The following is a 22,840-nucleotide window of genomic DNA, read 5'->3' on the forward strand; positions in this document are numbered from 1 at the left end:
ACTCCGGGCCGCCTAGGAAAGACAAGCAAATATTTACTTTAACTTTGGGGGTACACCTCAAAATGTCCGCTTTTTTATTCTAATGATAAATAAAAAAACTGTCATCAGTAATAGATAAAAATCTATTACCAACAACAGATATTGTAGAACCATTTTTTGTCTTATGTGGCCGGGGTCAGGGTCGTCGGAGCGTATTTTCAAGGCCGAAGGGAACTCAAAAGAGTATAACAACCGTGCACGTCCGAACGAGACCAGGTTAATATCCACCCAGTAGGCTAGGCCGGGCTCTGGGTCGTCGGAGCGTATTTTCAAGGCCGAAGGGAACTCAAAAGATCATAACAATCGTGTCCCTAAACGAGAAAAACAGTTCACCTCACGCCAAGTAAACCATCCAATTTTCACCCAGCCCACAGCCCATAAAAAAACGACAAACTAAAAGGACCAAAGACAGCCCCCCGCTTCGATCCTATTTTTTACGCTTACTGCCCTTCTCCGCCCGATACCGGCTCATCCCTTCCTTATAGGGATTACCAAACAGCCGGTTCAGGCCAGTCCACCACGAATTAGTGCTCGTCTGCTGATCATCGGCGACTGGCATTTTTTTGCCGCAATTCGGACATACAACATCATCCGGCTTCAACTTTGCCCCGCAATACGGACAAAATGAAAATTTCTGTTCTGCCATTTTGCTTACCTCGATTGCTGCTGACCTCGATTGCGATTGGCGTTTCTTTGACGGCGCTTTTCTGCTTCTACCTGTTCCTTAGCAGCACCAGCTTGGCGAATCTGTTCTTCCCGCTCTTTTTTGGCCTTGTCTTCGGCAACAATTTGATTGTGCATGATATTCAACCGATGAGACAGAAAGTTCCAGCCGCCAATTAAAAACAGCGCACCAAACACTGAGTATGGAAATGTCCACCATGGAAAATAACTCCCATTTTTGAAAACCATTGGCCCAAGAAAATTATATAACGCCATTAATACTGTGACCATCAAAGTCACCTGCAGGGTGTTGACCAGCCACTTTGGTAATTTAAATCCTGTTTTCTTTGCCACCTGTATCCCCCCTAATCAATGTCATTTTCAGTCAGGAAAGCCTTGAAATAATCAAAGGCCATCTCGCGGATACTTTCGATGCCAATCTGTCTGGTTGGCAGATCGCCATTGTCATCAACGTCCAATAATTCTACATTCAAGACGCCGGTTTGTAGATCAATTGAAGTTGGATAACCAGCAAAGTTGTCCTCATCGACGGTCTCAAATCGAATCACCTTTTGATACTGAATCGATTGCATGATGATATGAATCAAGATGTTGTCAGCGTTATCAAATGCCCGATCAGAATTCAGAACCGGCAAGGCAAAATGCTTGTTGTGCTTATTCTCAATTACGAATTTATCGATCACTCGTAAATAATCCGAGTCCGTAATAATTCTACCAATATCATCATACCGAATCCAGACGTAACCGCCAAATCGGCCATTCATATCGACAACCATCATGACAAATTCTTTTTCGTTACCGGAAATAATTTTGCCCACATAAAAATACTTGCGGTCATCATTCGTGTCAATTACGACCCAATCCCCGCTGTTACGCAGTTGTTCAATCCGATCACGAAAGGCACTCGGATCATCAATGATCTCATTTTCCACATGATTTTCCGGCTTAATCATATCTAGAACGTTTTGGAGCAACTGCAGTTCAGTGCCGCCAAACTCAATTCCCCGAATATCATCAAATGAAATGTTGAACATCGACTGCTTGGAAAAATCAAATTTATTAATGTTGGTGAAGGCCATTCCGTCATCTTGGAGTTCCGAAATAAGCCCTTCATTATATTTGAGCTTGCCGGCCTGTTCAGTAATAACCAGCCCAACTTTTTGATCATCGTGCAATGTTTGGATGACCCGGTCAAATAATGAATCACTCATCTTAATCGGCAAATCAAAAGAAGGCTGGGAATTAAGGTGATGCTTCTCATCAAACTCAATTCGCTCCTGCATATTGGCCAAATCGTAGCTGTCAGTGTCAATTGATTTAACTGATGAAATCTTCAAATAAACTTCACCATCCTGAATGCCATAATCATTGTAAGTCAGCATAATGAAATCTTTGTCGCTTAAAAACTGGATGACACCGGTGTAAACGATATCGGAGTCATTTTGAAAGGCGTTAATTAACTGCTCATCAATTTGGGCGGTGCGCAGTTTATCATATAGGGTTTTCAAGGTGTCACTTCTTTCTGGTTGGTTATTTCTGTGGGTTAGCTTGCGGTGTTTGTTTGTGGTTTCGTTTTTAGGTTGTTTTGAGTTTCAGGGTTTGACTTTCCTTAGCAGAAGCACGTTTGTTAGGTCCTTATGTGCTCCCTCCGGCCTTCAAAATACGCTCCGACGGGCCAGAGGCTAACTTCTAAGGGTACTTTGATTAAAGTTCCAGGACCAGGAACTTCAATCAAAGTACCCTTAGAAACCGCCTCTCCCGGCCCTCGTCGCGCTCTAGGAAATTGCATTCCCCATAAACTCCCTCAACTCATCTCCGGACATATTATCACTCAATCCAACTAAAAGCTTGATTCTTGCTTTTTGCCCGTTCAATCCCTGACAGAGAATCGTTCCCATCTTCATTAGTTGGATGCCGCCACCGGCATAATCATAGATATCCTGGGCAACACCGTTATAACATCTTGAGACTAAGACGATTGGAATGTTGTTATCCAATAATCGTTGGATTGCCGGCAGCGTCTGTGGTGGAACGTTTCCCGCCCCTAATCCCTCCAGCACCAACCCTTTGGTATTTTCGTTGTTGATAGCATCAAACAAAGTGCCGTCCATGCCAGCATATGCCTTAATCAAATAGACGCCTTCAACCACCTGGTTAATGTCACAAACCTCAGTTTGAATTAATTCCTGGAAGTATTTTGCCTTGTTTTGGGTTACAATGCCAATTGGCCCAAAAGTTGGTGTTCGAAAAGTCGCCACATTGGTGGTATGGGTCTTGGTGACATACCTCGCCGTGTGGATTTCATCATTCATGACCACGACAACGCCCTTGCCGTAAGATTCGTCAGTCGCGGCAACCAAGATGGCATTTCTAAAGTTGTACAGACCATCCGAGCCGATTTCATTGGATGAACGCATGGCACCAGTAACAACAACTGGAATCGTGTTCGGAAGTGTCAAGTCCAGGAAATAGGCCGTTTCTTCCAACGTGTCGGTTCCATGAGTGATCACAACCCCATCAACCCCTTCGTCAATAGCTTTCATAATTCGCTGCTTAATTTTTAACATCACTTCAGGGGTTACGTGAGGTGATGGCAGATTAAACATTTCATTGGTTATTAAATTAATCTGACCCTTTAAAATCACTTGTTCTTCGGCAATTGGGTTCTCATCGTTGGGAACAACTTCACCCTTTTCGTTTTGGGACATCGAAATTGTGCCGCCTGTATGAATTGCAAGAATTGTTTTCATGAATTTCATCCTCCATCAACCTGTTAATCTATACCATTGTACCGTAAAATGGAACATGATAACTATCAATCAAGAAAGAAGCTTCAGATATGCCAAATTCCGACCGTTATTACACGCCGCAAGATTCAAAGGACGCTATGCGCCAGATCGAAAAATTATTTAACAAATATAAGGACGCCCCACTCACACAAGAACTTGTGGACTATCATCAGAACTTGGTTAATCGGCTGAAAACTGACATTATGACCGCTGCCAAACAAGAAAATATTCCTGCCCGAATTGAATCGATCAACACCATGATTAACACCATGGAACGCTGGCTAAAGGTCCGACTGGCCGGCAATCCCTATAATGGCAAAATGAAGAACTTCAAATTTGTCAGCGATGATTCACTGCCTAAGTTCAAGCGCCACGTCCATAAGATGAATGGCGGATCCGCCCACCGTTCTTCAAGACATTAACACTTTCTCTTTGTAATTTCGACTATTACATTGCAGAAACGTGGGAAATGAAGCAGTTTCCGGCGATATAAGCAAAAAAGCCAAATATCCCGGCCCGGGATATCCGACTTTCTTGCTTATATTCTGGAAACTAACCGCTTCATTTCCCACTCTCAATCGTTATAATTAATTTATCAATCATATTAGGGGGAAGACCGTTGAGCAAAACCATTGTTGAATTAAAGAACGTCTACAAAAAGTACGACGACGGCTTTACAGCTCTCAAAAATATTAGTTTCAAATTACAGGAAGGCGAATTCTACACCCTTCTTGGCCCCTCCGGCTGTGGGAAAACAACGATTCTCCAGTCAATTGCCGGCTTTACGGAAGTCACGTCTGGCCAAGTGTTGTTTGATGGCAAGAAAATTAACGATATTCCTGCCAACAAACGTCAGCTCAATACTGTCTTTCAAGACTACGCATTATTTCCAAACATGAACGTTTTTGACAACGTTGCCTTTGGCCTGGTGGTCCACAACGCCAAAAAGGACGAGATAAAAACTCGGGTCCATGACGCACTCAAAATGGTCCAGCTCGAGCAATATGCCAACCGGGAAATCAGCGAACTATCAGGTGGCCAGCAACAACGAATTGCGATTGCCAGAGCGATTGTTAACCGGCCAAAGGTATTATTACTTGATGAGCCACTGTCGGCCTTAGATGCCAAATTACGCAAGGATATGCAGTATGAATTACGGGAGCTTCAGCAAAATCTTGGCATCACCTTTTTATTTGTCACTCACGACCAAGAAGAAGCGTTGGCAATGAGTGATGAAATTTTCGTGATGAACAAGGGAGAAATCCTCCAGAACGGTTCGCCGGTTGATATTTATGACGAACCGATCAACCATTTTGTGGCGGATTTTATCGGTGAAAGTAATATTATCCCTGGCAAAATGGTGGCGGACTACCAAGTCGCCTTTTTAGGGCATCAATTTGAATGTGCCGACGCCGGCATGCGGCCCAATGAACCGGTTGAAGTCGTCATCCGTCCTGAAGACTTGGTCATCACCACTCCAGAACAAGGCAAACTGCAGGTAAAGGTTGACACCCAGTTGTTCCGTGGTGATTACTATGAAATTCTTGCTTATGATAAAGCCGGCAACGAATGGCTGATCCATTCCACCAACGCCAGTACCGATGACGCAATTGTTGGCCTGACGTTTGGGCCAAACGATATGCATATTATGCGGTATAACGAAACTGAAGCCAAGTTCAATCACCGGCTTGAAAGTTACGAAGATTAGGGGGGCGGAACATGAAGCGAAATTATCGGGGGCTTTTTTTCACGCCCTACGTTTTGTGGCTGGCAATGTTTGTCATCGCGCCGGTCGCCTTAATCATCTATTATTCCTTCTTTAACATTCACCACCATTTCACCTTTGCCAACTACCAGGAATTTTTCTCATCAGGAACGTATTTAACGATGACTGCCAATTCGGTGCTCTATGCCTTTTTAATCACGCTATTTGCAATTTTGATCAGTTACCCAATGGCGTTAGTGATTAGCAAACTAAAGCACCGCGACTTGTGGATCTTGCTGGTAATCCTGCCGACGTGGATTAATCTATTACTGAAAGCATACGCATTTATTGGTTTGCTCAGCCATGACGGGTTGGTGAACGACTTATTTCAGTTCTTTGGCATCCCTGCCCAGCACATGCTGTTTACCGACGCCAGCTTCATTTTAGTCGCCGCCTATATCCAAATTCCGTTTATGATCCTGCCAATCTATAACTCATTGACTGACATCAGCGATTCCTATATCCGTGCCAGTCGTGATTTAGGAGCCACCAAATGGCAGACCCTGACCAAGGTGATTATTCCGATGACCATGCCGGGAATCAAATCCGGCATCCAAATCGTTTTTATTCCCTCATTGTCACTCTTCATGCTGTCACGGCTGATCGGTGGTAATAAGGTGATTACCCTCGGAACCGCCGTCGAGGAACATTTTTTGACAACCATGAACTGGGGGATGGGTTCCACGATTGGTGTGGTTCTGATCATCTCAATGGTCATCGTGATGCTCTTAACCAACACCAAGCGTAAAAGGAGGCGGACATCATGAATGACAAGGCCTCACGAACTGGTAAAATTTATATCACCATTGTCTTTTTGCTATTGTATATCCCAATTGTTTATTTAATTCTCTATTCATTCAGTAAGGGCACCACCATGACGAATTTCCAAGGCTTTTCACTGAAACACTATGGTGAATTGTTTAACGACAAACGGATGCTGGCAATCTTTTTGAACACGATCTTGATTGCCCTTTTGTCTTCGGTTTGCTCCACCATTATCGGCACCATGGGGGCGTTGGCGGTTCACAATGCCAAGCGTCGTCACGAAAGAGAAACCTTGTTGTCTTTGAACAGTATTCTGCTGGTTTCGCCTGATGTCATCATTGGTGCCAGCTTCCTAATCTTCTTCACCGCACTCAAGCTGCCATTGGGATTTTGGTCGGTGCTGTTGAGCCACATTGCCTTTGAAATTCCAATTGTCCTGCTGCTGGTTCTGCCAAGGCTGGATGAAATGAGCCCGTCAATGACCAATGCCGCGATGGACCTTGGTGCCAGTCCGGCACAGACTTTAAGCAAAATTATCCTGCCTTACATTCAACCGGGAATTATTGCCGGCTTCTTCATGGCAATTACCTATTCGCTAGATGATTTTGCGGTCACCTTCTTTGTGACTGGTAATGGTTTCACCACTCTGTCAGTGGAAATCTACTCACGGGCCCGCCAAGGTATCAGCTTGGAGATCAACGCTTTGGCTGGCATTATGTTCATCTTCTCGCTCATCCTAGTTGGTGTGTACTATTGGATTGAAACCAGAAATACGGCCACAACTGGTAAAAAGTCGATTGTGGAGGTGGGTGACCGATGAAAAAATTTCTTGCAGCATTAATCGCCATTTTGGCACTGTGTGCTGGCTTGGCTTACGGCAGTGATCAGCTCACCAAATCAACTGGCGATACCGGCAACAAAGTGCTTAACCTCTACAATTGGGGCGATTACATCGATCCGAGTCTTTTGACCAAGTTTCAAAAAGAAACTGGCTACCACGTCAACGTGGAAACCTTTGATAGCAACGAAGCGATGTACACCAAAATCAAGCAGGGCGGTACCAGTTATGATCTGACTGTTCCCAGCGAGTACATGGTTGAAAAGATGAAGGCTGACCACATGCTGATTCCTTTGGATAAATCCCGACTGGTCGGCATGAATCACTACGGTCATTCATTTCTCAACAAGTCCTTTGACCCTCATAACAAATACTCCATTCCCTACTTTTGGGGAACGTTGGGGATTATTTATAACGATCAATATGTCAAACCAGGATCCTTGGAGCATTGGAACCAGCTTTGGAGCAAGAAATATCGCAACGATATCATGATGATTGATTCGGCACGGGATATTCTGGGCTTCTCGCTCATCTCAATGGGCCAATCGGTCAACACAACCAATTCAGCTGAACTGATTAGAGCAAAGGATAAACTCAATCGTTTATCACCAAACGTCAAAGCAGTGGGGGCAGACGAAATTAAAATGTATATGGCTGAGGGAGAAGCGCCGGTCGCCGTTGACTGGTCCGGTGAGGCATCGGAAATGATGTCCCAGAATTCGCATCTCCACTACGTCGTGCCAACCGAGGGCAGTAACATGTGGTTTGACAATTTGGTCATTCCAAAGACCGCTAAACACTTCAAGGCGATTTATGCGTTCCTGAATTTTATGAACCAGCCAAAAAACGCTGCCCAAAACGCAGAGTACATCGGCTATTCAACACCGAACATGTCCGCCTTCAAGCTGCTGCCAAAAGCAACGCAAGATGACAAACAGTTCTATCCAACCCAAAACCTGATCGACCGACTACAGGTTTACAGTAACCTGAGTCCGCAGAAGGTCCAGGAGTACAACGACTTGTATTTGGAATTTAAGATGCACCATTAAATTCTTAATTGGTCTTTAACCGCCAAATGCATTAAACTGATAACGAGGTGAAAATAATAATGGCAAAGAAAAACATGCGACAAGAAATCATCATTGATATGGACGAATTTATCGTCACATACGCAGCAACCCTCTTGGATCCGAACCAGAACCTTTCCGAGTTGGTATATAACACAGCAAAAGAAGATATCACAAAGTGGGACGACCTGTTCCACGACCAAGGATTTGGCCGTAAAAACAAATTTATCAATATCGGCCGAGGCTATCTGAGAGATGCCCAAAACTTGGACGCCGAAGAAGCGGAAAAGCAAGCCGACCAATTAGCCCAAGAAGCCATCGATTACTTGGGAAAGCACACGGACTTTTTTGAGAGATGGAGAACAGACTAGAGCGCGACGAGACCCGGTTTAACCCCAGAACATAACGCAGAAAATCCAGTAGCGAACGGTTCTTGTTCGCTACTGGATTTTTTGTCTTATGTGGCCGGGGTCAGGGTCGTCGGAGCGTATTTTCAAAGTCGAAGGGAGCTCAAAAAAGCATAACAAACGCGACAGAGCGCGACGAGACCCGGTTAGGACCCACCAAGTAGGCTAAGCCGTTTCCATACGGCCGTCGGAGCGTTTTTTAAAGGCCGGAGGGAGCTCAAAAAAGCATAACAAACGTACCCCACCATACCATTAATTCTTTCCAAGTATAAAACGAGAAAATAAACCCTCCGAAAAATTCCATTGCACCCCAAAAGAACGTCCGCAAGCTTTTTCCATCAATTTCCCCAAGCTTTGCGTCATAATAGACCTAATCAAAAACATGAAATTTCTGGGGGAAGGGCTCAAAATGAACAACACACCTGCACAATCAACGACGCAAAAGAATGGTTGGTGGATTCTGGTTTCCATCGGCATGTTTGCCTTCATGTCGAACCTGGATTCGAGTATCGTCAACATTGCCATGCCCATCATGGCGAAACAGCTGCATGTTCCAATGAATCAAATCGAATGGGTGGTTTCCTCATACTTAATCGTCTTAACCGCGTTACTACTGTTCTTCGGTAAATTAGGCGATATCTATGGCAAAATCAAAGTCTTTCGGATTGGAACAATCGTCTTTTTACTTGGGTCCTTTCTATCGGGGCTGCAAATTAATTTTCCGTTCCTGCTGGTCGGTCGCTTCATTCAAGGAACCGGTGCGGCAATGACCCTGTCCAACACTTATGGCATTACGACGTCCACTTTTGGGATTAAGGAACGTGGTCGGGCAATGGGCTTTGTTGGAACCTTCGTGGCGTTGGGGGCAATCGCTGGGCCTGGGCTTGGTGGCCTAATTCTTTCAAGGCTGTCTTGGGGCTACATCTTTTGGGTTAACTTACCCATTGGAATTATTGCCGTCATTCTCGGCGCAATTGTGATGCCAAAGGCTTACCAAACGGTTCCCGGAACCATCGATTGGGTGGGATTCATTAATTTTTCACTGATGATTATCGGTCTATTCCTCGGCGTCTTTATCGGCCAAGAAATTGGCTATGGTTCCCCCATTGTGCTGGCACTATTTGCATTAGGACTCATTACCTTATGGGGATTTTTCCACACTGAAAAACGAGCGGCCAATCCGTTAATGCCACTCGGCCTATTCAAAATTAAGCCATTTACCTTTGGACTTGGCGCGGCCGTCTTAATCTTTCTGTCCAACTTCTTCACCGTCGTCATTGTGCCATTTTATTTGGAAGATGCCAGGAAACTTTCAGCTGGTCAAGCCGGAGCCCTCTTGATTATCTTCCCGATTGTCATGGTATTTGCCGGGCCATTCGGCGGCTGGCTGGCTGATCACTTCTCTCCGGCTAGGATTGCGACTGGCGGTCTGTTGATTGTCGCCATTGCCCAAGCAATGTACTACTTTTTGACCCTAACCAGCCCAATGTGGGTCTACGTGATTATTACCATCATCATGGCCTTTGGAACCGGACTTTTTCAATCACCAAACAGCGATATTGTCATGTCGGTGGTGCCAAAGGACTCTCTAGGTAGTGCCGGTAGTCTCAACGCCTTGGCACGAAATGTCGGAATGATTTCCGGTACCGCTTTGTCAACAAGTTCCCTATTCATCGCCATGAGTATCAAAGCCGGCTTCCACGTTACCAACTACCTGCCAACGCAACCAGAAGTGTTTATTTTTGGCATGCACATTGCCTTTGCAGTATCGCTGGTCATCATCCTCGGTGCTTGGGTATTATCAATCATGCAGGGACGTTCAATTCGGCCAGGTGATCTTAAGTAGCTCACCAGGGTCTTTCAACACAATTGACCGTAAAAGTGATATTCGAATAACAGAACAGATCTTTGAAATGAAATATTTGGTGATGGGACTCGTTTCATTAGTCGCCATCCCTGTTATCATTGTAATAATTAATCTTTTTTAATCACCAGATCCATTCAAAAGGGACTGCTGATCAAACATCACAATTTGTCAGCAGTCCCTTTTTGTGCTTTAAATTGATTAATTACTTAAGTGTCGTTGCCTGTCCCTTACGTTTTCGGTATTCAATTCGTCCCAGCTTGATAATCTCCGTCACAACCAGCACGATAAATCCGGCAATGGTTGGCACAACCCAGCCATAGAAGAAATCGATGCTGCCAGTGTGGAAAACGTCTTGCATGAACGGAATATAGAACATGGCTGCTTGAAGAACCAGCAAAATTCCGATAATGATAAACGCCATCTTGTTCTCGAAGAAATGCTTGGAAATAATTGGATACGAGTTGCGAATATTGAACAGATAGAAAATCTTACCAAAGATGATGATGTTGACGGCCATCGTACTGCCCAGAACAGCTGTCAAGACACCAGAATCGACAAATCGATCAAAGGTAAAGATACCTAGGGCAGAAATTAGAATGGAAACATAGACGATTTCAAAAACATCCATTTTTCCTAAGATTCCTTTGGCAACGTTTCTTGGTCCACGGATCATGATCGACTCTTCCGCAGGCTCAAAAATGAATGCAAACTGAATGGTCAACGCTGAAACGGTATTAATCCACAGTAATTGGGTTGGGAACAATGGTAACTCTTGGCCCATAATCATACTGAGCAGAACAACCAGGCCTTCAGCAAAACTGGTTGGCAACAGGAAGCGAATGGTCTTTTGAATGTTATCAAAAACGTGACGGCCTTCTGCAACAGCATCAACGATTGTTGTAAAGCTGTCATTAACCAACACCATGTCGGCGGCCTCTTTGGCAACATCAGTTCCTTTAATCCCCATTGCAATTCCAATATTTGCCTGCTTAAGAGCTGCGGCATCGTTCACCCCGTCACCGGTCATGGCAACAATTTTACTGTTGGCTTGCTGAGCCTTGACAATTCTCAGCTTATTAGCAGGAGTTGTTCTGGCAAAAACATTGTAACGGCCAATATTCTTAATCAAGTCCTCATCAGACATCTCGTCAACTTCTGGACCAGTAATTGCATGGATGCTTTCATCCAAGTCCAGTTTGCGGGCGATTGCCGATGCGGTATCTGGATGATCTCCGGTAATCATATTAACCTTAACCCCGGCACGACGAAGACTTCGGATTGATGGAATCACTTCTTCACGAGGTGGATCAATAATCCCGACGACCCCGCTTAATTGAATACCATCAGCAATCTTGTCCTGATCAATCTGAGTGATGTCACTTGAAACGGATTTAAATCCTAAGGCGACGACACGTAACCCTTGTTCAGTTAGTTGTGCAACTCTGTTATACCAAACTTTGTCATCAAAACTTGGGTTGGACTGTTTGACCATATCAAAAATAGTTCCCGGAGCACCCTTAACCATCAATTCATGATGGTCAGATTCTTTAATCAAACGGGCACTGTAACGGTACGCCGAATCAAATGGTAATGTGTCAACCTCATCAACTTCAGGTTCGCGGCCGATCAATTTGTGGAACAACGTTGTCAAAGCGCCGTCAGTTGGTTCACCATTTAATTGCCATTCACCATCTGTTTGGACCAATTCGGCATCAGTAGTGGTTCCAGCAATGTCCACCAAGTCACGGAAATGTTGGTCGTCTTGCCAATTATATTTTTTGCCATCCAACAAGACGTCGCCATCGACACCCTTATCACCCTCTACGAAACCAATTCCGGTAACCTGGTAGTGATGTTCATCGGTAATAACGTCGGTCACGGTCATTTCGTTCTTGGTTAAAGTACCTGTCTTATCGGTATCAACAATATCAACCGCACCCAGCGTTTCAACAGCCGGCAGCGTCTTAACAATGGCCCCTTTCCTGGTCATTACCTGAACGCCACGAGCTAATACAACGGACGTAGAGGCCGGAAGTCCTTCTGGAATGGAGCCGACGACCATGGTAATAATAGCAATGGTCAACGTTGGTAAGCTATAGATTTTAGTGTATAACCCAAGAACGAACAATAAGACAGCAATCGCCACGATGAATACCGACAAATTAACGCCCAATTTATTGAGGTTTTTCATCAGTGGTGTCACTTGAGATTTAACTTCAGCGACACTTTGTTGAATCTGACCAATTTGCGTCTCAATTCCGGTTGCAATCACAATTCCAACCCCTGAACCCTGTGTAACGGCTGTTGAAGCAAAGGCCATGTTGGATCGTTCGGCCAGTGGAACCGAATCTTTGTTAATTGGATCCTCGGTCTTTTCCACCGAGTTACTTTCACCGGTTAACGTCGACTCTTGGGCCCGCATATTATCGGCTGAAATAAGCCGCAAATCAGCTGGCACAGCATCCCCGGCTTCCAAATTAACCAAGTCACCAACCACTAATTCTCGCGCAGGCACCTCAATTTTGTGACCATCACGAATGACATAGTTCTGACTAACCAGTAGTTCCTTAATCTTACTTAATGCATTGTCAGCCTGCATCTCTTGGAAGAATCCAATAAATGCGTTGGCAATAATAACAATCCCAATAACAGCTGAATCTGAGTAATGGTGCATGAACAGCGTGATGATAGCCGCAGCAATCAAAATGTAAATGATACTGTTGTTAAACTGAAGGATAAATTGTAAAAGCTTACTTTTTTTCTTAGCTGTTAACTCATTATAGCCATCTCGAGCTAGTCGCTTAGCCGCCTCTTTTTCACTAATACCATTGTCGGCGTCAGTTTGATATGTTTTAACCAGCTCAGCTGTAGTGCTCTGCCACAGCTTTTCAGCTGGAGGAACCTCGTTCATATTGTCTGACATTAAATGTATCACCTTTCCTTTTATAAAAATAAGATTGTTGTTAAGAATATTATAATATATTCCACACTGCTTTTGGTGAACAAAAATTTTAAGAATCGACCACAAAGCCTGTGATCGATTCTAACCATTTATTCAACTACAACGGACCACGCATTAATTGATTTGCCATTCTTGTCCTTCAAGACCAGCCAACTGTTCGTGCCGGCAAAGTATAGGAAGAGCCCAACTTCATTCACTGATTTTAAAATAATATCCTTAGTGGTCACAAAATTCTGGAAACTATCGGTATGCTCAGATCTTAATTTCTGAGCAAACTTGGCCGAAAAGCCCAGCGAGCCATCCTTATTCAACTTAGGATCAGCTTTCATCACAGCACCCGCTTTAATCAACATTTCGTTACGTTTCTGCCAGTAAACGGTTGCTTTGGCCCCATCATGATCAACGTAGAATGGGATCTTGGCTAATTCTTTAGTGAATTTGTGGCGAGACTTTCCTTTAGGTACCGAGTTTGATTGTTGACCCTCCGGTTGGGCCAAATCAAAAGGCACCCGCCCTTGTGCAACAATCCTTTTCAGTAGCGCATTAATGAGAACTGGCATCGGAATCCCAATGTCATCCAAGACCCGTTTTGAGTCTTCATACAGTGCTTTATCAACTTCAACTTGAATTAATTTCTTATTGTTAGTGCTCTTTGTCATATTAGTCACCTCGGGAATATTATAGTATTGGGTTGCATCAAGCATTCATCGCAGCACATCAAGATTGTAAATCAATAAGCCCACAACTCTTTATTGCGCGGGATTGTGAGCTTATTTGTTATCGAAGAAGTTGAACATTTAACAGATTATTCAGTGGTGAGTTTGTTGGTTAAATTACCGGACCATTTCCAGTTTTGAACTTCCGGAATATCAGTGCCATATGCACGAATGTAGTCATGATGTTTCTGTAGCATTTTGTCCATCTTAGCTTCAAAATCATCTGCAGAAGCGGCAAACTTAGTTCGAGAAACTGCATCCTTAACCAAATGGTAACGATCCAATTCATTGAGTACCCGCATGTCAAACGGTGTCGTAATATCACCATTTTCGCGATAGCCATGGAAACTTATATTGTGATTATGGCGATTGTAAACCAGGCCGCGGAATGTGTTCTCAAAACCATGAAAGGCAAAGATGACCGGTGTGTCAGTGGTGAAGTACTTGTCAAACTCAGCTTGAGTTAAGCCACGGCTGTCTTGGTCTTCATTGCTTGGGCGCAGTCTCAAGACATCGATGATGTTGATAAACCGAATCTTCAACTGAGGGAAAGCCTCGTGCAGCATATCAATGGCAGCCAAACTTTCCATTGTGGCTTCGGTTCCGGCAGTCGCGAAGATCACATCCGGATCACCTTCATCATTTGAAGCCCACGGAATAATCCCTAAACCATCATTGACCAGCTTAGTGGCTTCATCCATTGAGAACCACTGTGGCCGTGGGTGTTTGGAAGCAACAATCAAGTTGATCTTCTCACGGGTCTGCAGAGCAGTATTCATCACCGCCAGCAGCGAGTTGGCGTCAGCCGGAACATATTCATTAACCAGCTCATGACCCTTTTCCGCTAAATGACCGAGCATGCCGGGATCTTGGTGGGTATAGCCATTATGATCCTGCTGGAAGGCGTGGGAAACGTTCATGATGTTCAGTGACGGATAATCATGACGCCACGATTGTTCACTCGCCTTTCTGAGCCACTTGTAGTGCTGGGTCAGCATTGAATCATTCACTCGGGTAAAGGCTTCATATGAGGCAAAGAAGCCGTGACGGCCACTTAAGACGTAGCCTTCAAGCCAGCCTTCAGCTTGATGTTCTGAAAGCTGTGAATCAATCACTCGACCTTCAGGTGCCATGTTTTCATCATTAGGTGTCTTTATTGGCTCCTCCCACTGACGCTTACCGTAATCCAGCATTGAGAAGAACTTATTAGACTTGGTTTCATCGGGGCCAAATACTCTAAATGACTTGCCGTTACGCTTCATAATCTCGGTGTAGAAGTTGGATAATACTTCTGTATCCTGAGCTTCAAGGTCCCCAGGCTTGCCAATCTTCAAGGCATAATCAGCTGGATCAGGCATATCCAATTTCGTTGGGTTGATCCCGCCATTGACAATCGGATTCATCGCCATTCGTTGGTCACCTTCAGGAACTGTTGCTTTAATTTCAGCTTTAAGTGAACCATTGTTATTAAACAGTTTTTCTGGTTCATATGACTTCAGCCAGTTGATTAACAAATCTTTATGATCCATTTGACCGGCATTGACAGGAATTGGTACCTGATGTGCACGGAATGAACCCGCAATTGGATTGCCGTCCAGGTCATGCTTAGGACCTGTCCAGCCCTTTGGTGAACGCAGAATTAACATTGGCCAGTGTGGCAAAGTATCGTCATTGTTCTCACGAGCATGCTTTTGAATGCCCTTGATTTCAGTAATGATCGCATCCATGGTCTTAGCCATCGTCTGGTGAACGCGGGTGTAGTCTTCAGGGTCCCCCTTAGTTTCAACAAAGTATGGTTTCCAGCCCATGCCTTCGAAATACTTGGTCAAGTCGGCATCGCTCATCCGGGAAAGAATGGTTGGATTGGAAATTTTGAATCCGTTCAGGTTCAGCATTGGCAAAATGGCACCGTCATGGATTGGGTTGATGAATTTGTTCGAGAACCATGAGGCAGCTAATGGGCCGGTTTCGGCTTCCCCATCACCAATTTCAACCGCGGCAATAACGTCAGGGTTGTCCAAAATTGCACCGGTACCGTGGGCGATTGAGTAACCCAATTCGCCGCCTTCGTGCATTGAACCGGGTGTTTCAGGAGCTGCATGGGAAGCCACGCCACCTGGAAATGAGAATTGTTTGAAGAGGCGCTGCATTCCCGTTTCGTTCTGGGCAATTTTTGGATAAATTTCACTGTAACTACCATCAAGATAGGAATTAGAAACCATTACCTGACCGCCATGGCCAGATCCCTCAATATAGAACATATTCAAGTGATATTTTTTAATCACACGGTTTAAATGGGCGTACATAAAGTTTTGTGAGGCGATCGTGCCCCAGTGACCGATTGGCTTAATTTTAACATCATAAGCAACCAGATCGCGTTGGAGTAACGGATTGTCTCTGAGAAATAGTTGACCAACTGACAAATAATTGGCGGCTTTCCAGTACAGATTGACCTTTTGCAGGTATTCATCGGAATCAAAGTTCGTCATATTAATAACCTCCTGAATGTAACAGCAATGTCATTACCAATTCGATTATTGAACCGGCCCAAATCAAATTACAAGTTCACTGTAGGCCTTGATTACCGACAATTCAATGGTTTGAAGATTGAGGTATTTAATTTTGATATAGACAAAGTTTATATTAAGCCCATTTGATATAAATATGATGTTGCGGTTGGCCACTCAAAAGCTGGTTGCAGATAATGAGCCCGGAACAATGTATAGATCATGGTAGCTTCCAGGTTGACAGATACAATAATACTAGTCCCTTCTTTGACAGAGCATTTTATGAAAAGTCCCAGTGAAACAATTACGTAGTTATTAGTCATAGTGAAAAAGCAAATTTATTGAACTCACTTCTTATATCATATATGATATAAGAAGTGAGAAGAAAGGACTCCTCTATTGAAATTCCACTATTACGATTATCCAGAATTTCGCAAGTTTCTTGACACGCTTTCAGAAGATGACATGGCTGCCATCATCTCAATGATTGGTCAAGTTGAAAAGCTTGGTATCATCCAGTCGATGAACTATCAAGTCGTCAAGAAACTGGAAGCAAACCTGTTCGAAATTAGGATTCATTTATCGCATGGCATTAGCCGATCAATCTACTTCAGAGCGATTGACGGCCATTATGTAATCAGCAATTCATTTATCAAGGAATCACAGAAAACGCCCCAATCCGAGTTAAAGAAGGCTCGACATCGCAGGAGGAAATATAATGACAGAAACCGAGAACCTGATCAACGACCTCAGTAAAACCCATCCCAATTTAAAAGATAAAATTGCTCACTATGATGAACAACTCAGTTACGCATTTGCGATTATCGATTTAAGAAAAGAACTGGGCCTAACCCAACAACAATTTGCCGATAGAATTGGTGTTCCTCAACCAACAATTGCCCGTTGGGAGACCGGCCATGGTAACATTACGATCAAAAACTTACAAAAGATTGCTGATGGCGCTCATAAACAATTGGTGATTGGCTTTAAATAATGCTTCGATACTAGAAGATAGTAAAAGATCCGCATCACTCCAAATCTGGAATGGTGCGGATCTTTTCTAAAGTGAATTTATGCTAAAGGCTTTCATCACCAATAATAATTAGCTGAAGCGCGCGTGAACCGCGCGTGAACCGATTGATTCTGGATAGTTGGTATTCTTACTATACTTGGCCAAATAGTCAATCAAAACACCCTCTTGACAAACTAATTCTCGCCAAGATAAGGATTTTCAGGCACCCGAACCAAATCGTCAGCAACCAAGCGTTCAGCAATCTGAACCGCGTTCCATGCAGCTCCCTTCAAGAGGTTATCGGAAACGACCCACATGTTAAATGCGCCTTCGTTTTCGAAGTCTGGACGAACCCGGCCGACAAAGATTTCCCGTTTGCCTTCAGCCTCGATTGACTGCGGGTAAAATTGATGTGCAGTGTCATCTTGTAAGACAACCCCATCAGCACCATCTAAGGCGGCTTTGATTTGATCTGCAGTGGCAGTCTTATCAGCAACTTCAAAGTAAACTGATTCGCCATGGGCAATCCGGATTGGTACTCGGACACAGGTTGCCGTGACCTTGATGTCCTTAGCGTCCATGTCGTCCAACATGATCTTCTTGGTTTCGTGGATCATCTTCCACTCTTCATGAGTGTAGTAGCCGTCTGATTCGAAGACGTCAATTTGTGGCAGCAGGTTAAAAGCCATCTGATAATGCAACTTGTCTCCCTTGGTAGGCAGGATTTTAGGATCGGTTGGTTCGCCGTTCAAGACCTGTTGAGATTCTTCCATCAGCTCGTTTAATGCCGATTGACCGGCACCAGAAACCGCCTGATACGTGGAAACAATGACTTGCTTCAAACCATACTTTTTGTATATCGGCTCAAGGCAGACCACCATTTGAATCGTTGAGCAATTCGGGTTGGCAATAATCCCACGATGATCGTAAAGTGCCTTTTCGTTAACTTCAGGAATGACCAACGGAACTTCTTTTTCCATTCGAAAGGCACTGGTGTTATCCACACAAACCGCCCCACGTTTAACAGCTTCCGGCAGGAATTTTTTGGATGTTGAGCCGCCGGCAGAGGACAATACCAGATCAATTCCGTTAAATGAGTCTGGGGTGGTTTCTTCAACGGTGATATCTTGACCACGGAATTGAAGCACCTTCCCATCAGAACGTGATGAGGCCAGTAATTTGACGCTCTTCACCGGAATTGTCGACTGCTCTAATTGTTGAATCATACGAGTACCAACCGCACCCGTAGCACCTAAAATTGCAACGTTGAACTCTTTCATCCTAGTAAATCCCCTTTTCTCTATTTTGTTAAAGCAAGTAAATAATCATTCATTCGATCCATTGCGAGTGTGATGTCTTCATCAGAAGCGGCATATGACATCCGAATCCAGCCTTCACCGCCGGGGCCAAATGCCGAACCCGGGGTAACGCCGACTTTGGCGTCTTTTGCCAAGTGGGTCGCAAATTCAACTGATGTTTCGTTTATTGTATCAGGAATCTTGGCAAAAATGTAAAATGCGCCTTGGGGCATGACAATATACATCCCCATTTTTTCAAGTCGATCAGCAATATAATCACGCCGCTTGTGATAGGCAGCCCGCATTGGCACCGGATCTTCAAGGCCATTGGTCAATGCTTCGGCCGCCGCATACTGAGCGGGATTGGAAGGTGCCGTCACCACAAAGGCATGCATTTTAGATGCGTTGGTGACGAAATCCTTTGGTGCGGCAATATAGCCAATTCGGTAACCAGTCATGGCATGGGATTTTGACAGGCCGTTAATCAAAATTGTCTGGCCGGGAATCATAGCGGCAATTGAGTGATGCTTGACGCCATAAGTCAACTCACTATAAATCTCATCAGCAAGAACGTACATCTTGTGTTGTGAAATAATATCAGCCAATGCTTTCAACTGGCTCTCTGAGTATTCGACACCAGTCGGATTGGAAGGATAGTTCAAAATAATGGCTTTGACGCTATCGCCATTTTCATCAAGAACTTTTTGCAGTTTATCCGGAGTTAAGACAAACCCATCATCAGAAGTGTCAATGGTAATCAATTCAGCTCCGGCCACTTTAATAATTGGAAAATACAGGGCAAAAGCCGGTGTTGGCACAATCACCTTGTCGCCTGGATTCAAAATTGAAGTCAACGCTGAATAGATGGCCTCAGTGGCACCCACTGTCACGACAATTTCAGTCGCCGGATCATAGTAAACACCCGTCCGGCCCTTAAGATAATTGCTGATGCCGTCGCGAAGTCCAGGGATTCCCTTTTGGGCGGAGTAATGAGATTTATTTTCTTCAATACTCTTGATTGCAGCCTGTTTGGCGTGTTCCGGAACATCGAAGTCCGGTTCGCCAATTGTCAATTTGACGATGCCTGGGATAGATGAAATCTCCTGATCAAATTCCCGAATACCTGAAGGTCCAACTGCATTGACATTTTGATTAACAACTTCTGAAAGTTTGCTGTCTAACTGTGGCATATTTTCCTCCTGATTAACTTACATAATATTTTCTAAGCCGACGATTAACTTTGTCGCTTTAGCAGCTGCCGGCACGGCCAGTTTGACGCCACTCATGAAAGAGCCACGGTCAAACGAGTCTTGGCGGATAGTTAAGGCCTCGCCCTGGCTGCCGAAGAGCACCTGCTCATGGGCCACATAGCCTGGCAGACGAACGGAATGAATCTTAATCCCATCGTAATCGCCACCACGAACGCCCTTTAAGGTTTCCTCGGTTGCCGGAGCATCCGGCTTTCCACGAACTTCATCAATCATTTTAGCGGTCGCAAGGGCTGTTCCTGATGGGGCGTCCAGCTTATCATCGTGGTGCATCTCAATGATTTCAACACCTGGCATATATTTGGCAGCTTCTTTGGCAAACTTCATTAAGAGCACCGCGGAGATACCAAAGTTGGGTGCCAGGATCCCACCGACGTTGGTTTGCTGTGCCAACTTTTTGAGCTGCTCAACTTGCTCATCGCTCATCCCGGACGTCCCAATGACTGGATGGATGCCGTGTTCAATGGCAAACTTGGCATTATCAAACGCCGCGGCTGGAACGGTAAAATCGATCCAAACATCAGCGTCGGTGTCGATTTCGTCCAAACTGGCAAACAGCTGAACGTTGTCATCCATTCCCATTCCTTTAAGATGAACGGTGTCAATTCCGGGATTGTAGGCACCGACTAATTCAAAATCAGCGTTTTTGTTGACCATTTGAACCGTCTTTTGACCCATTGAGCCCATGAAACCAGCTACTAAAACTTTAATCATTGAAAAAACTCCCTTGTCTATCTGTGTTTAACGATCGCCAAATCAATTTAGCTGCGGGCTATTTCGGTACCGTCAACTGGAATATCTTCCAGTCGGCCAACGCCTAATTTAGCTGCCAAGGTCGTCTTTTCTTCATCGTTTAATGACAGGATCGGCAAACGGCAATCGCCGGCTCCAAATCCTTGAACATTCAAAATGGCCTTGACGCATGATGGTGATGGGTACATGAAGAGTGCTTGAACTTTAGGCGTTAAGAAACGCATCATGTCCCCAGCAGTCTCGACATCCCCTGATTCAAGTGCATCGTACATCTTCCGCATCTCCCGGCCGTAAATATGGCTGGTAACTGAAATGACACCGTTTCCCCCAACTGCTTTCGCAGACAACGCCTGTGCATCTTCACCGGTGTAAACGTTGAAATCATCCGGCGTGTTTTGAACCAGATACTCCAAGTCTTCCAACGATGTACACTGCTTAACTCCGGCAATGTTTGGGTTATGTGATAATTCGACAACCGTATCGTTAGCCATTGTCACGCCGGTTCGACCTGGAATGTTGTAAATGATCAATGGAACCGGTGACTGCTCAGCAACCGCCGTGAAGTGGGCGATCATCCCGCGTTGATTTGGTTTGTTATAGTATGGCACAACCACCAGGGCGTAATCAATCCCGGGAATATTGCCAACTTCAGCCGTTAAGCTTACCGTTTCGGCGGTATTGTTACTACCCGTTCCGGCAATGATCGTGCCGCGGCCATTCACGATTTGAGCAAACCGGGTATACAAGTCAATTTTTTCATCATGGCTCAACGTTGGTGTTTCACCGGTCGTTCCGCCAATCACAAATCCGCGACTGCCCGTATCAAGTAAATGATTGGTTAATTTTTCCAAACCATCAAAGTTGATGCTGCCGTCTTCACCAAATGGGGTCACAATTGCTGTCATAATATCTGCACTAATCATCATAAATCCCTACTTTCTTTTATTATTTAACGAGTCATTCTGTATTCAAGAAATCTGGTAATTGAACTGATACCCCTTGGAATCGATGATTCTTTGGGTTTCAAGGTTGCTGAATGAAGCTGTGAATCATCATCGACGCCCAGCCAAAACATGGTGCCGGGAATCTTAGATAATAGGTAACCAAAATCTTCGCCGGTCATCGCCGGCTGAGTTTCCACAAAGTCGGTTTCAGGATCCTGCTTGGCAAATTCAATAAATCGTCGAGTGAGATCGTCGTTGTTTTCGACCGGTAAGTAACCACCCTGATTAAAGTGAATATTGACTTCTGCACCATAGCTCACTGCCACGCCATTGGCGACCATTTTCAGCCGGTCAACGATGTGTTCAATCATCTTCTGGGTTAAACCACGGATGGTTCCTTCAATTCTGGCTTGCCCGGCAATCACGTTTCGAATGGTTCCGGCATCCAGTTTGCCGAAAGTAATCACGCCGCCTTCGATTGGATTGACACTTCTTGATACAATCGTCTGGACTTGGCCGATGAATTCGGCTGCAGCAACCACCATGTCGTTAGCATTCTGTGGATATGCCGCATGACCGCTTTTACCAATCAGATCGACGTTGACCTCGGTCGTTCCAGCAAACAAGGTTCCCATTCGACAGCCAATTGCACCAGCCGGCAAATCCGGGTTGTCGTGCAGTCCATAAAATTCATCAAGCCGCCACTTTCCTTCAAAGACACCTAACTCGTATGCAACCTTGCCACCGTTTTCGCTTTCTTCAGCCGGTTGGAAGAAGAAAACCATGTTGTCAACCGGCTGATGCTCGGAGAACCAATTGAGAACCCCTAGTGCCACGGTCATATGAATGTCATGACCGCAAGCGTGCATCACACCGGGGTTCTTGGATGAAAATGGCAATCCGGTCTTCTCACTAACCGGCAGGGCATCGATGTCGGTGCGGTAGCCAATCGTTCGTTTGGGATCAGATCCGTTCACGTACACCAAGAGAGCCGTCGGTAACTTGGAGATTTCTCTTATTTCAATGTATTGTTGATTGAAAGACTGAATGGTTTTCAGCAGGTAATCATGAGTGGTTCTTTCATGCATTGCCAGCTCAGGATATTCATGTAAATGTCTGCGAATTCCAATCAAGTCTTCCTTTGTTAGTTGACTCATTG

20 protein-coding genes and 1 pseudogene are annotated in these 22,840 nt (G+C 44.7%); 9 read left to right on the forward strand and 12 right to left on the reverse strand.

Translation table 11 applies throughout. The features are described from left to right. Positions 1–466 precede the first annotated feature (466 nt). The 4 genes from LPKJCM_RS12145 to LPKJCM_RS12160 all read right to left on the reverse strand — a co-directional run bounded on the left by LPKJCM_RS12145 (position 467) and on the right by LPKJCM_RS12160 (position 3,482). Positions 467–685, reverse strand: a complete 219-nt coding sequence (locus tag LPKJCM_RS12145; RefSeq protein ID WP_057961796.1) for a zinc ribbon domain-containing protein — start codon at positions 683–685, stop codon at positions 467–469. A gap of 5 nt (positions 686–690) precedes the next feature. Continuing rightward, positions 691–1,056, reverse strand: coding sequence for a hypothetical protein (locus LPKJCM_RS12150; RefSeq protein ID WP_057961797.1), 366 nt, complete (start codon positions 1,054–1,056; stop codon positions 691–693). Between the two features lie 11 nt (positions 1,057–1,067). Continuing rightward, positions 1,068–2,231 carry a hypothetical protein gene (locus LPKJCM_RS12155; RefSeq protein WP_057961798.1) on the reverse strand — a complete coding sequence of 388 codons (1,164 nt, stop codon included), beginning with the start codon at positions 2,229–2,231 and terminating at the stop codon, positions 1,068–1,070. A 267-nt stretch (positions 2,232–2,498) separates the two neighbouring features. Next, positions 2,499–3,482, reverse strand: coding sequence for an asparaginase (locus LPKJCM_RS12160; protein WP_275667837.1), 984 nt, complete (start codon positions 3,480–3,482; stop codon positions 2,499–2,501). A gap of 80 nt (positions 3,483–3,562) precedes the next feature. Here LPKJCM_RS12160 and LPKJCM_RS12165 point away from each other — a divergent pair, with 80 nt between their 5' ends. The 7 genes from LPKJCM_RS12165 to LPKJCM_RS12195 all read left to right on the forward strand — a co-directional run bounded on the left by LPKJCM_RS12165 (position 3,563) and on the right by LPKJCM_RS12195 (position 10,200). Continuing rightward, a complete protein-coding gene (locus LPKJCM_RS12165) occupies positions 3,563–3,934 on the forward strand; it encodes a hypothetical protein (protein ID WP_057961800.1) in 372 nt (123 codons plus the stop codon). Positions 3,935–4,131: 197 nt separating this feature from the next. After that, positions 4,132–5,220, forward strand: a complete 1,089-nt coding sequence (locus LPKJCM_RS12170) for an ABC transporter ATP-binding protein (protein ID WP_057961801.1) — start codon at positions 4,132–4,134, stop codon at positions 5,218–5,220. A gap of 11 nt (positions 5,221–5,231) precedes the next feature. Then, positions 5,232–6,044, forward strand: coding sequence for an ABC transporter permease (locus tag LPKJCM_RS12175; RefSeq protein ID WP_057961802.1), 813 nt, complete (start codon positions 5,232–5,234; stop codon positions 6,042–6,044). After that, on the forward strand, positions 6,041–6,862 hold the full coding sequence (locus LPKJCM_RS12180) for an ABC transporter permease (RefSeq protein ID WP_057961803.1): 822 nt from the start codon (positions 6,041–6,043) through the stop codon (positions 6,860–6,862). Before LPKJCM_RS12175 ends, LPKJCM_RS12180 begins: the two co-directional genes overlap by 4 nt. After that, a complete protein-coding gene (locus LPKJCM_RS12185; protein ID WP_057961804.1) occupies positions 6,859–7,929 on the forward strand; it encodes an ABC transporter substrate-binding protein in 1,071 nt (356 codons plus the stop codon). Before LPKJCM_RS12180 ends, LPKJCM_RS12185 begins: the two co-directional genes overlap by 4 nt. 59 nt (positions 7,930–7,988) lie before the next feature. Further along, entirely contained in the window at positions 7,989–8,318 is a 330-nt protein-coding gene (locus tag LPKJCM_RS12190) for a hypothetical protein (protein WP_057961805.1), read from the forward strand. Positions 8,319–8,763: 445 nt separating this feature from the next. Next, positions 8,764–10,200: an MFS transporter gene (locus LPKJCM_RS12195; RefSeq protein WP_057961806.1), complete on the forward strand. Its 1,437-nt coding sequence runs from the start codon at positions 8,764–8,766 to the stop codon at positions 10,198–10,200. A gap of 223 nt (positions 10,201–10,423) precedes the next feature. On the opposite strand, the gene LPKJCM_RS12200 is transcribed toward LPKJCM_RS12195, so the two are convergent. The 3 genes and pseudogenes from LPKJCM_RS12200 to LPKJCM_RS12210 form a co-directional block, all read right to left on the reverse strand. Further along, entirely contained in the window at positions 10,424–13,144 is a 2,721-nt protein-coding gene (locus tag LPKJCM_RS12200) for an HAD-IC family P-type ATPase (protein ID WP_057961807.1), read from the reverse strand. Positions 13,145–13,272: 128 nt separating this feature from the next. Then, positions 13,273–13,635, reverse strand: a pseudogene (locus tag LPKJCM_RS13670) (hypothetical protein); the annotation flags it as partial. Positions 13,636–13,988: 353 nt separating this feature from the next. Then, positions 13,989–16,388 carry a phosphoketolase family protein gene (locus LPKJCM_RS12210; protein ID WP_057961808.1) on the reverse strand — a complete coding sequence of 800 codons (2,400 nt, stop codon included), beginning with the start codon at positions 16,386–16,388 and terminating at the stop codon, positions 13,989–13,991. A gap of 417 nt (positions 16,389–16,805) precedes the next feature. Here LPKJCM_RS12210 and LPKJCM_RS12215 point away from each other — a divergent pair, with 417 nt between their 5' ends. Both LPKJCM_RS12215 and LPKJCM_RS12220 read left to right on the forward strand, forming a co-directional pair. Next, complete coding sequence (locus LPKJCM_RS12215; protein ID WP_057961809.1) at positions 16,806–17,162, forward strand: type II toxin-antitoxin system RelE/ParE family toxin; 357 nt, start codon at positions 16,806–16,808, stop codon at positions 17,160–17,162. Further along, positions 17,125–17,400: a helix-turn-helix domain-containing protein gene (locus LPKJCM_RS12220; protein WP_057961810.1), complete on the forward strand. Its 276-nt coding sequence runs from the start codon at positions 17,125–17,127 to the stop codon at positions 17,398–17,400. Before LPKJCM_RS12215 ends, LPKJCM_RS12220 begins: the two co-directional genes overlap by 38 nt. 212 nt (positions 17,401–17,612) lie before the next feature. Here the strand turns inward: LPKJCM_RS12220 and LPKJCM_RS12225 are convergent, their stop codons facing one another. Genes LPKJCM_RS12225 through LPKJCM_RS12245 form a run of 5 tightly spaced genes read right to left on the reverse strand, consistent with a single transcriptional unit; the run spans position 17,613 to position 22,838 of the window. Further along, the gene (locus LPKJCM_RS12225) at positions 17,613–18,698 is read right to left on the reverse strand and encodes an aspartate-semialdehyde dehydrogenase (RefSeq protein WP_057961811.1); all 1,086 of its coding nucleotides are present in this window, start codon (positions 18,696–18,698) and stop codon (positions 17,613–17,615) included. A gap of 20 nt (positions 18,699–18,718) precedes the next feature. Next, a complete protein-coding gene (locus tag LPKJCM_RS12230; RefSeq protein ID WP_057961812.1) occupies positions 18,719–19,906 on the reverse strand; it encodes an aminotransferase class I/II-fold pyridoxal phosphate-dependent enzyme in 1,188 nt (395 codons plus the stop codon). Between the two features lie 18 nt (positions 19,907–19,924). Further along, the gene (dapB, locus tag LPKJCM_RS12235; protein WP_057961813.1) at positions 19,925–20,698 is read right to left on the reverse strand and encodes a 4-hydroxy-tetrahydrodipicolinate reductase; all 774 of its coding nucleotides are present in this window, start codon (positions 20,696–20,698) and stop codon (positions 19,925–19,927) included. Between the two features lie 47 nt (positions 20,699–20,745). Further along, positions 20,746–21,660: a 4-hydroxy-tetrahydrodipicolinate synthase gene (dapA, locus tag LPKJCM_RS12240; RefSeq protein WP_057961902.1), complete on the reverse strand. Its 915-nt coding sequence runs from the start codon at positions 21,658–21,660 to the stop codon at positions 20,746–20,748. Between the two features lie 26 nt (positions 21,661–21,686). Next, positions 21,687–22,838 carry an N-acetyldiaminopimelate deacetylase gene (locus LPKJCM_RS12245; protein ID WP_057961814.1) on the reverse strand — a complete coding sequence of 384 codons (1,152 nt, stop codon included), beginning with the start codon at positions 22,836–22,838 and terminating at the stop codon, positions 21,687–21,689. Positions 22,839–22,840: the final 2 nt, after the last annotated feature.

The organism is Lentilactobacillus parakefiri (assembly GCF_002157585.1).
In the GTDB taxonomy this organism is placed as follows: domain Bacteria; phylum Bacillota; class Bacilli; order Lactobacillales; family Lactobacillaceae; genus Lentilactobacillus; species Lentilactobacillus parakefiri.

What these genes read in the sequence shown, in the direction of transcription:
- dapA (WP_057961902.1), bottom strand. Translation starts at nt 21,660, where the DNA reads ATGATTAGTGCAGATATTATGACAGCAATTGTGACCCCATTTGGTGAA.
- LPKJCM_RS12195 (WP_057961806.1), top strand. Translation starts at nt 8,764, where the DNA reads ATGAACAACACACCTGCACAATCAACGACGCAAAAGAATGGTTGGTGG.
- LPKJCM_RS12245 (WP_057961814.1), bottom strand. Translation starts at nt 22,838, where the DNA reads ATGAGTCAACTAACAAAGGAAGACTTGATTGGAATTCGCAGACATTTA.
- LPKJCM_RS12180 (WP_057961803.1), top strand. Translation starts at nt 6,041, where the DNA reads ATGAATGACAAGGCCTCACGAACTGGTAAAATTTATATCACCATTGTC.
- LPKJCM_RS12190 (WP_057961805.1), top strand. Translation starts at nt 7,989, where the DNA reads ATGGCAAAGAAAAACATGCGACAAGAAATCATCATTGATATGGACGAA.
- LPKJCM_RS12230 (WP_057961812.1), bottom strand. Translation starts at nt 19,906, where the DNA reads ATGCCACAGTTAGACAGCAAACTTTCAGAAGTTGTTAATCAAAATGTC.
- LPKJCM_RS12220 (WP_057961810.1), top strand. Translation starts at nt 17,125, where the DNA reads ATGACAGAAACCGAGAACCTGATCAACGACCTCAGTAAAACCCATCCC.
- LPKJCM_RS12160 (WP_275667837.1), bottom strand. Translation starts at nt 3,482, where the DNA reads ATGAAATTCATGAAAACAATTCTTGCAATTCATACAGGCGGCACAATT.
- LPKJCM_RS12175 (WP_057961802.1), top strand. Translation starts at nt 5,232, where the DNA reads ATGAAGCGAAATTATCGGGGGCTTTTTTTCACGCCCTACGTTTTGTGG.
- LPKJCM_RS12185 (WP_057961804.1), top strand. Translation starts at nt 6,859, where the DNA reads ATGAAAAAATTTCTTGCAGCATTAATCGCCATTTTGGCACTGTGTGCT.
- LPKJCM_RS12145 (WP_057961796.1), bottom strand. Translation starts at nt 685, where the DNA reads ATGGCAGAACAGAAATTTTCATTTTGTCCGTATTGCGGGGCAAAGTTG.
- LPKJCM_RS12200 (WP_057961807.1), bottom strand. Translation starts at nt 13,144, where the DNA reads ATGTCAGACAATATGAACGAGGTTCCTCCAGCTGAAAAGCTGTGGCAG.
- LPKJCM_RS12165 (WP_057961800.1), top strand. Translation starts at nt 3,563, where the DNA reads ATGCCAAATTCCGACCGTTATTACACGCCGCAAGATTCAAAGGACGCT.
- LPKJCM_RS12225 (WP_057961811.1), bottom strand. Translation starts at nt 18,698, where the DNA reads ATGAAAGAGTTCAACGTTGCAATTTTAGGTGCTACGGGTGCGGTTGGT.
- dapB (WP_057961813.1), bottom strand. Translation starts at nt 20,698, where the DNA reads ATGATTAAAGTTTTAGTAGCTGGTTTCATGGGCTCAATGGGTCAAAAG.
- LPKJCM_RS12210 (WP_057961808.1), bottom strand. Translation starts at nt 16,388, where the DNA reads ATGACGAACTTTGATTCCGATGAATACCTGCAAAAGGTCAATCTGTAC.